Raw genomic sequence first — 8,978 nt, forward strand, 5'->3', positions numbered from 1 at the left:
TATTAGGTGAAAAGGGAATGTGGTTTAAATCCACAGCAGCCCCCGCTACTGTAATTGAGAAATCAAAAGCCAGGAGACCTGCCTAAATGATGTTAACAAAGCTTTCGGAGGGAAAGAACTTTTTAATGCAGTTAATTTATTACGAATTAATTAAAAAGTAGTCGCTATCTTAAGTGAACTACTTTTTGTTTTTTGAAAAGATATTAGGAGCAAATAGAGTTTAACATTCCGAAAAATACATGATAAGGTGGAATAAAACAATGAAGAAGGCAATTTTAGTTGTAAGTTTTGGAACAACATATGAAGATACAAGAAAAGTGACTATTGATGTAATAGAAGATAAAATAAAGAATACCTTTGTTGATTACGATATAAGAAGAGCGTTTACTTCGCATATTATTCTTAAGGTTCTTAAAAATAGAGATAATATTTATATAGATACACCAGAGGAAGCTTTAGAAAAACTTAAAAATGAAGGTTATAATGAGGTAATTATTCAACCTTTGCATGTTATTCCGGGAGCGGAATTTGATTATGTAAATAATGTAGTTAATAAATATAAGGAAAGTAATGTTTTTGATAATATTTTGGTAGGAAGACCCCTTATATGTTTTAAGGGAGAACAGGCTGGCGTGCCAGATGATTATACAATAATGGTTGATGCTTTATCAAAGCAATTACCAAAAGATGACACAGTAATTTTAATGGGCCATGGTACAAATCATATTGCGAATGCAGTATATTGCTGCTTCGAAAGTGTTTTAAGGGACAGAGGGTTTAATAATGCTCATGTAGCAACAGTTGAAGGATACCCAACTTTGGATAGAGTAATACCAAATGTTATAGCAAATGGGACTAAGGAAGTTATTCTAATGCCAATGCTCTTAGTTGCAGGAGATCATGTTAGGAATGATATGGTTGGCGAAAAGGAAGAGTCATGGAAAAATATTTTAGAGGCAGAGGGATTTAAAGTAAGAATATATCTACATGGGCTTGGAGAAAATGTAGATGTTCAAGATATTTATATACAGCACATTAATGATGTAATTAATGAAAATTTTAAAAATGTTGGAAAAACACATAAAGGTATTTAGAGTCTTATGTTATTTGTAGATAAAATTGCAAGTGTAGGGGGACCAGAAGAAAGGAGGGTGTTCGATGATACATGGTGGAGATATTTATACTAATGGGTTACTTGAGGGAAGAGAATTAATAGATTATAGTTCTAATATAAATCCGCTTGGCGTTCCTAAAAGCTTCATTGATAATATTAGTGATGGAATTGATGCATTAACTAGATATCCAGATATTCAATATAGGAATGTGTTAGGGGCATTAGGCAAATACGTTAGGTGTCCAGAAGAATATTTTGTTTTAGGAAATGGAGCAGCTGAGATAATTGATTTAGTTATATCTTGCCTTAGAAGTTTACTAATTGTAGTACCTTCCTTTGTAGAGTATGAAATTGACGCTAAAAAATGGGCTTGCAATATAGAATATTCACACTTGAAGGAGGATTTTAGTGGCACTGTTTTGTTAAAGCATAAATATGTGCAGCTCTCATATGATTATGAAGATATTTTTAATAAATTACGAAATGTAGAAGGGTTAATCCTAGCTAATCCTAATAATCCTAATGGTAATATCATTGATAAAGCTAAGTTTATAAAGATTCTTCATTATTGTGAGAGTAATAATAAAGTTATAATAATTGACGAGGCTTTTATAGAATTTACAGGCGATGATAAGCATAGTTTTGTACAGAGTGTTAAAACTTACAAATGTTTATTTATAATAAGGGCTTTAACTAAATTTTTCGCGATGCCTGGCATAAGATTTGGATATGGAGTAAGTAGTAATGCTGAATTAATAAAAAGAATTAAAGACAAACAAAACCCTTGGAATATAAATTGTTTTGCTGAAGTTGCAGCAATTAATGTTCTAAAGGATTATAGGTATATTGAAAAAAGTAAACAATGGATAAAAGATGAAAGACCTATTTTTCTAAAAGCGTTAAATAATATTTTCTTTTTAGATAAGGTGTTTTTAACCTACGGTAATTTTGTATTGTGCAAATTAAAAGGAATAGATTCAGATGAATTTTATAAACTATGTTTAGATCAAGGGTTTGTTATAAGAAAAGCAGACAATTTTAGGGGACTCGACAAACAGTTTATAAGGCTCGCAATTAAGGATAATGTTAGAAATGAAAAAATGATTCAGTGTTTAAAAGAATTAGAATTGAAAGTCAAAATGTTAGGGACGGTTAACAATTAATTGAACTTAAGGGGTGGATCAAAACTTAAGGGACGGTTAACAACTAATTGATTTTAATTGATAGTCCATAAAAGGAAGTGGTTATAAATGAGGAGTATAGTTATAGCATCCAATGCAAGTGGTGGGGGCAAAACCACGGTAACCCTTGGAATTATGAAAGCTTTAAAAAATAGGGGCTTTAAGGTGCAGGGTTATAAAGTAGGACCTGATTATATAGATTCAGCATTTCATTCGAAAATAACTGGACAAGATTCAAGAAATTTAGATTTATATCTTATGGGCGAAGCTGGAGTTAAGGCTAGTTTTACTAGAGGGAGTGGTGATTTAGCAGTAGTTGAAGGCGTAATGGGATTATATGATGGCAAAGGCATAGATACAGCATATTCTACGTATCATGTGTCTAAGGTTTTAGACTTACCTATTATACTTGTATTGTCTCCGAAAGCTCAGGTAGCAACATTTTGCGCAGAAATTAATGGAATAGTTAATTTTAAAGATGCGGATATATGTGGGATAATATTAAACAATATAACTGAGAGTTATTATAAACTGCTTAAATCAGCTATTGATAAAAACTGTAATATAAAGGTTTTAGGTTATCTTCCAAAAGATGAGAAATTATCTTTGCAAAGTAGACATTTGGGGTTAATTCAAAGTAGCGAAATAGAGGACCTTGAGGAAAAAATTGAAGTATGTGCAAAATTATTAGAGAAACATTTGGATATGGATTTATTATTGGAACAATTTAAAGAAAGCAAGAAATATGTAGATGATTTTCACGTTGAAAATAATGGGAAAAGAATAGCTGTTGCCTATGACAAAGCCTTTAGTTTTTATTATAAAGAAAACTTAGAACTTCTTGAGGAACTCGGAGAACTTCTATACTTTAGTCCACTTAGTGATAAGAAGCTACCTAGCAACATTGATTTTCTTTATTTAGGTGGGGGGTACCCCGAGGTATTTAAAAAGGAATTAGCAAGGAATACATCTATGCTTCATAGTATTAAAAAGGCTTTAGATAATGGTTTGCACTGTTACGCCGAATGTGGAGGATTAATGTACCTTACTTTAGGGGAAAAACCTCTAAGCGAAGGATCGCAGGGTGAAAAAACTTTAGGTGAAGAACAAATAACACATAAAGCTGTTGGATTTTTTGATGGATATTATACATTAACCACAAGACTTCAGAATTTTGGATATGCGAAAATTAAGGTGGAGATAGAAAATACTGTTTTACCTAAAGACATGAGTATAAATTGTCATGAGTTTCATAAATCTTTTGTTGATTTACAAGAAGAAAAGGTCTTTAAGCTTTCTAAAGAGGTTTATGATGGAAGCAAGAAAAGTTGGTTATGTGGATATGTTAAGAAAAACACTTTAGCTGTTTATGGACATGTGCATTTTTTTGGAAACCTGTTATGGTTTAGAAAGATTTTTAAATAGGGGAATTAGGTCAGATTAGTTGTTAACTGTCCCCAACTATTTACACCTATTTATAGGTGGGATAAGTCAATTAGTTCTTAACCGTCCCCGACTTAAGTCACTTAAGTCACTCATTTATATTAAAACAAAAGGAGATTAAAATATGGATTACATAAAAATTCCTATGGATATAGAAAAGAGAAGTTTTGAAATTATTGGATCAGAGATGGGGGAACATGAATATTCGCCTAGAGAGCTTTCAATAGTAAAAAGAGTAATACATACAACAGCAGATTTTGAATATATGAATATATTATATATTCGAGATGGGGCAATAGACACAGCTGTAGAGTTGCTTAAAAAAGGAGTAACTATATATACTGATACAAAAATGGCACTTGCAGGTATAAATAAAAAAGCTCTTAAAGACTTGAATTGCAATGCACTATGTTATGTTAGTGATGAAAAGGTGGCTGAAATAGCTAAAGCACGTCATATAACGCGTTCTATGGCAGCGGTTGAGAAGGCAGTAGATGACGGGGTTGAATTCTTTATATTTGGCAATGCACCTACAGCTTTATTTAGATTAAAAGAACTAATTGAGGAAGGGAAATGTAATGCTAAATTTATACTAGCTGCACCTATTGGCTTTGTTGGAGCTGCTGAATCTAAAATAGAAATCGAAAAATTAGACCTTTCAATGATTGTTGTAAGGGGAAGAAAAGGCGGAAGCACAGTGGCTGCATCTATATTAAACGCATTAATGTATATGATTGTAGATAGGAGTTAGTACGTAGCTAGGTTTTCATAATTATTAGGTATTTAAAATAAATAACAACCTTATCAGGGGGTGTAAACATTGCTTGATTTATATGTTAATTTTAATGGAAAAAAACTTAGATGTGGATATACAACTGGATCTTGTGCTGCAGGGGCTGCAAAGGCAGCTACACAAATACTGTTTTACAATTCTGATATAGATGAGATAAGGATAGACACCCCAAAGGGCATAGAACTGTTGCTTCCTATATGTAAGGTAGTAAAAGGGGAAAACTTTGTTGAGTGCTGCATTATAAAGGATGGTGGAGATGATCCAGATGCAACTCATGGCATGGAAATCTGGTCAAGGGCTGAAAAATCAGAACCAGGATATACCTTAAAAGGTGGAAAAGGCGTTGGAATAGTTAGAGGAGAAGGATTATACGTAGCTAAAGGTGAATGGGCGATAAATCCAGTACCTAGAAAAATGATAGAAAAGGAAGTAAAGGAAGTTCTACCTAAAGATGCCGGTATTACAATTACTATATTTGTTCCTGAGGGGGAAGAGGTAGCCAAAAAAACATTTAATCCAAGATTAGGAATTGAGGGTGGTATATCAATTCTAGGAACAACAGGCATTGTTACACCAATGTCACAAGAAGCCCTTACAGAATCTATTAATATAGAGATATCTCAAAAGGTAGCCGCTGGTCATAAGAATCTTACCTTAGTTTTTGGGAATATGGGAGAAGATATGGCTGCAAAAATAGGGCTTAAATCTGATAACATAGTAATGGTTTCAAACTATATAGGATTTGCTTTAAATAGTTGCATGGAAAAACATATAGAAAACATTCTTCTTATAGGGCATATAGGAAAAGCATGCAAAATAGCGGCGGGATGTTTTCAAACTCATAGCAGAGTATGTGATGTGAGGCTTGAAGTAATAGCACTAGAATTAGCCTTAATAGGGGCGCCTACTGATATTGTAACTAATGTTTATAAAGAAAAAACTACTGAGGGTGCAATAAAGCTATTAGAGGATGATTACAACGAAATATATAAAAATATTGCAAATAAAGTAAAGAAAAAGTTATTTCAGTATACATACGAAACAATACCTGCAGAAGTTATTATGTTTTCTATGAATAAAGGAATTCTGTGTGACACTAGGGAAGATAATTAGGGACGGTTAAGACCTAATGAACAAGGAATTAAACAGATAATCAACCAAATAAGTAGGGACAGTTAACAACTAATAGGTGAATAAATAGTGAAAGGTTGCAGAAAATATGGTTTATATAGTTGGCATTGGGCCTGGAAGCCCAAAATATATTATTCCTTTGGCAGTAGAAACTATGGAAAAAGTGGATGTGATTATAGGGTTTGAAAGAGCTACGGCGAGTATACCTAAAACTAATGTTAAAAAGATAGTAGTTAAAACATTAAAGGCTATTATGCATTATATAACAGAAAACATTGATAAAAATATCGCAATAATAGCATCAGGTGATCCATGTTTTTATGGTATAGTAAACTATATAAATAATAACTTTAAAGGTGAAATAGAAATAGTACCTGGTATAAGTTCTTTTCAATATTTAATGTGTAAGCTTAAAAAACCGTGGCAAAATGCTCATCTAGGTAGTATGCATGGAAGGCAAGAAGATTTTATAGAAATTGTGAGTAATCGTGAAATATCTGTGTGGCTTACCGATAAAAGTAATTCACCGCAAGCTTTGTGTAGAAAACTTTTTGATAATAATATAACAGCGACCATATATGTTGGTATGGAATTATCATATGTGGATGAAAAAATTGTAAAAGGCACAGTTTTAGAAATTAAGGATATGGTTTTTGACGATCTTAGTGTGGTTGTTATAGAAAATATAAATTAAATATCTACATGATAATATATTAAAATAATGACTTATAATTAATGTGTTAGTAAAAGGGCATGGGTAGAGACTATTTTACTAAAGATGGAGGGGTATAAATGGCGAAATTATATGGGGTAGGGGTAGGACCTGGAGACAAGGAACTACTTACGATAAAGGCAATAAAAACTATCGGTAAATGTGATGTTATAGTAGTTCCAAGTGCTATGAATGGTGGAAAAAGTATAGCTCATGAAATAGCAGAGGAATATATTAGCAAGGATTCAGAAGTGCTGGTTAAACATTTTCCTATGGGTGGAGCAGAGCAGGAAGAAAAGATTTATGAAGCATTTAAGTCTATTGAAGAGAAATTGAAATCTGGTAAAGATGTGGCCTTTCTAACAATAGGTGATCCATTTGTATATAGCACGTATATATATTTATTGAATTACATAAAGGAAAGTGGATATGAAGTTGAGACGGTTCCTGGTATAACTTCATTTTGTGCTTGCGCAAGCATTGCCAATGAGTATTTAGTTATTGGCAATGAACCGCTTTTAATACTTCCAGCAACTAGGCTTGATACTATAAAAGATGAAAAATTTCTAGTAATTATGAAGGTTTATAAAATCGAAGAAAAAGTTTTAGATTGTCTAGAATCAAAAGGCTATACTTATGTATATATTAAAAGAGCTGGTAGAGAAGGACAAGAAGTCCTTCGATGTCGAGAAGATATATTAAAAAATAAAGAATATATGAGCTTAATAATCGCGAAAAAAGAGTGAGTCAAGACAGAATAAGGTAGGGACAGGTAACAACTAATTCAACAATAATAAAGGATAGGTGAAGTTAATGGTTTATTTTATTGGAGCAGGACCAGGTGATGTGGATTTAATTACAGTGAAGGGAAGAAATATATTATCTGAGACAGATGTGGTTATTTATGCGGGGTCACTTGTAAGTGCTGAGCATATCACATTTTGTAAAAAAGATGTTGTAGTTCATAATTCTGCTTCAATGACTCTTGAGGATGTTATTGAGGTTATGAAAAAAGCACATAATGAGAATAAAAATGTGGTAAGACTTCATACTGGCGACCCAGCTATATATGGAGCAATAAAAGAACAGATGGATGAGTTAGATAAGTTGAATATAGATTATTCTATTGTCCCAGGGGTAAGTTCCTTCTCGGCTGCGGCGGCTGTTATCAAAAAAGAATTTACGCTACCAAGTGTAACCCAAACGCTTATACTTACAAGAGTTGAGGGCAGAACTCCAGTGCCAGAGACTGAAGATCTAGAAAAACTTGCATCAATTGGTGCATCGATGGCCATTTTCTTATCTATAAGTATGATTGATAAAGTTGTTGCAAAACTTAAGGCAGGTTACGGTAGAAACGTTCCAATAGCAGTTATTGAGAGAGCTACATGGGCGGATGAAAGGGCTATTATTGGAACTTTAGATGATATAGCAGAGAAAGTTAAGGAAGCTAAAATAACAAAGTGTGCTCAAATTCTTGTGGGCGATTTCATAGATTGTGAATATGAGAAGAGTCTTTTGTATGATAAGACCTTTACACATATGTTTCGTGAAGGAAAAAAATAGATAGTGAAGGAGAAGTTAAATTGGGGAAATTATATGTAATTGGAATAGGACCGGGCGGACTTTCGCATATGACAATACGAGCAATGGACGCTATTAAAGAAAGTGATATAGTTGTAGGTTATAATAAATATATAGATATGATAAAACCATTACTTGCTGGCAAAGAAATATTTTCAACAGGCATGAAGGGGGAGGAAGAGAGATGCAAAAAAGCATTAGAGCTTAGTCATGACAAGATAGTCAGCGTAGTAAGTACCGGAGATTCTGGGATTTATGGAATGGCAGGACTAATTCTTCAGCTTAGGCTTGATGAGGAAGTTGAAATTATTCCAGGGGTTACTGCATCATCTGCTGCTGCATCAGTACTTGGTGCACCGTTAATGCATGATAACTGCAACATAAGTTTAAGTGATCTAATGACTCCTTATGAATTAATTCAACAAAGAGTAAATTTAGCCGCAGAAGGTGATTTTGTTATATCATTATATAATCCTAAAAGTAAGGGCAGACCTCATTATTTAAGAGAATGTATAAACATAATAAAAATGTACAGAGATGGAAACACTCCAATAGCTGTAGTTAAAAATGCGCTTAGAGAGGGACAAGAAGTAAGTATATCAACACTAGACACTTTTGACGAGAATATAGTTGACATGATGTCAATTGTTATAATTGGTAACAGCCAAAGTTACGTAAAAGATGGTAAATTTATAACACCAAGAGGATATAAAGTTTAGAATAACGCAAAAGGGTGGGGGTGAAGTCGAGGGAAGATTGAGGGACAGTTAGCAACTAATAGACTTTTATCATAATAAAAACAGGGGAAAGTTATTAACTGTCCCCGCTTTTAATCGTGATTCAATCAACTGTTTTATCGTGTTTTTAGGTATCATAAATATTCTTTAGTTGTTAACCGTCCCCATCATTTTCTCTTTTATTTCACAACCAACTATTTTCCCAGGAACATTATTAAGGTGGACAGGAGTGAATGATGATGATAGGTTTAATTGTAGGTACTTCAGAAGGAAAAAATATTCT

9 protein-coding genes and 1 riboswitch are annotated in these 8,978 nt (G+C 33.1%); all 9 genes read left to right on the forward strand.

Annotated elements, in window-relative coordinates; translation table 11 throughout:
- Positions 1 to 101, forward strand: a riboswitch (cobalamin riboswitch). This riboswitch is flagged as partial in the annotation.
- 159 nt (positions 102 to 260) lie between these two features.
- The 9 genes from Q0649_RS20210 (at position 261) to cobJ (ending at position 8,677) form a co-directional block, all read left to right on the forward strand.
- A complete protein-coding gene (locus Q0649_RS20210; protein ID WP_298846087.1) occupies positions 261 to 1,094 on the forward strand; it encodes a sirohydrochlorin cobaltochelatase in 834 nt (277 codons plus the stop codon).
- Between the two features lie 64 nt (positions 1,095 to 1,158).
- Positions 1,159 to 2,277, forward strand: a complete 1,119-nt coding sequence (locus tag Q0649_RS20215; protein WP_298846090.1) for a histidinol-phosphate transaminase — start codon at positions 1,159 to 1,161, stop codon at positions 2,275 to 2,277.
- Positions 2,278 to 2,364: 87 nt separating this feature from the next.
- Positions 2,365 to 3,720 (forward strand): cobyrinate a,c-diamide synthase, encoded by a 1,356-nt coding sequence (locus Q0649_RS20220; protein ID WP_298846094.1) that lies wholly within the window; start codon positions 2,365 to 2,367, stop codon positions 3,718 to 3,720.
- 142 nt (positions 3,721 to 3,862) lie between these two features.
- Positions 3,863 to 4,489, forward strand: coding sequence for a precorrin-8X methylmutase (locus Q0649_RS20225; protein WP_298846097.1), 627 nt, complete (start codon positions 3,863 to 3,865; stop codon positions 4,487 to 4,489).
- 69 nt (positions 4,490 to 4,558) lie between these two features.
- Positions 4,559 to 5,644, forward strand: coding sequence for a cobalt-precorrin-5B (C(1))-methyltransferase CbiD (cbiD, locus tag Q0649_RS20230; protein WP_298846100.1), 1,086 nt, complete (start codon positions 4,559 to 4,561; stop codon positions 5,642 to 5,644).
- A 106-nt stretch (positions 5,645 to 5,750) separates the two neighbouring features.
- Positions 5,751 to 6,356: a precorrin-6y C5,15-methyltransferase (decarboxylating) subunit CbiE gene (gene cbiE, locus Q0649_RS20235; RefSeq protein ID WP_298846103.1), complete on the forward strand. Its 606-nt coding sequence runs from the start codon at positions 5,751 to 5,753 to the stop codon at positions 6,354 to 6,356.
- 98 nt (positions 6,357 to 6,454) lie between these two features.
- Positions 6,455 to 7,120, forward strand: coding sequence for a cobalt-factor II C(20)-methyltransferase (locus Q0649_RS20240; protein ID WP_298846106.1), 666 nt, complete (start codon positions 6,455 to 6,457; stop codon positions 7,118 to 7,120).
- Positions 7,121 to 7,178: 58 nt separating this feature from the next.
- On the forward strand, positions 7,179 to 7,940 hold the full coding sequence (gene cobM / locus Q0649_RS20245) for a precorrin-4 C(11)-methyltransferase (protein WP_298846109.1): 762 nt from the start codon (positions 7,179 to 7,181) through the stop codon (positions 7,938 to 7,940).
- 20 nt (positions 7,941 to 7,960) lie between these two features.
- Positions 7,961 to 8,677, forward strand: coding sequence for a precorrin-3B C(17)-methyltransferase (gene cobJ / locus Q0649_RS20250; protein ID WP_298846112.1), 717 nt, complete (start codon positions 7,961 to 7,963; stop codon positions 8,675 to 8,677).
- The last annotated feature ends 301 nt before the right edge of the window (positions 8,678 to 8,978 follow it).

This window comes from uncultured Clostridium sp., assembly GCF_937920395.1.
Classification (GTDB): domain Bacteria; phylum Bacillota; class Clostridia; order Clostridiales; family Clostridiaceae; genus Clostridium_AD.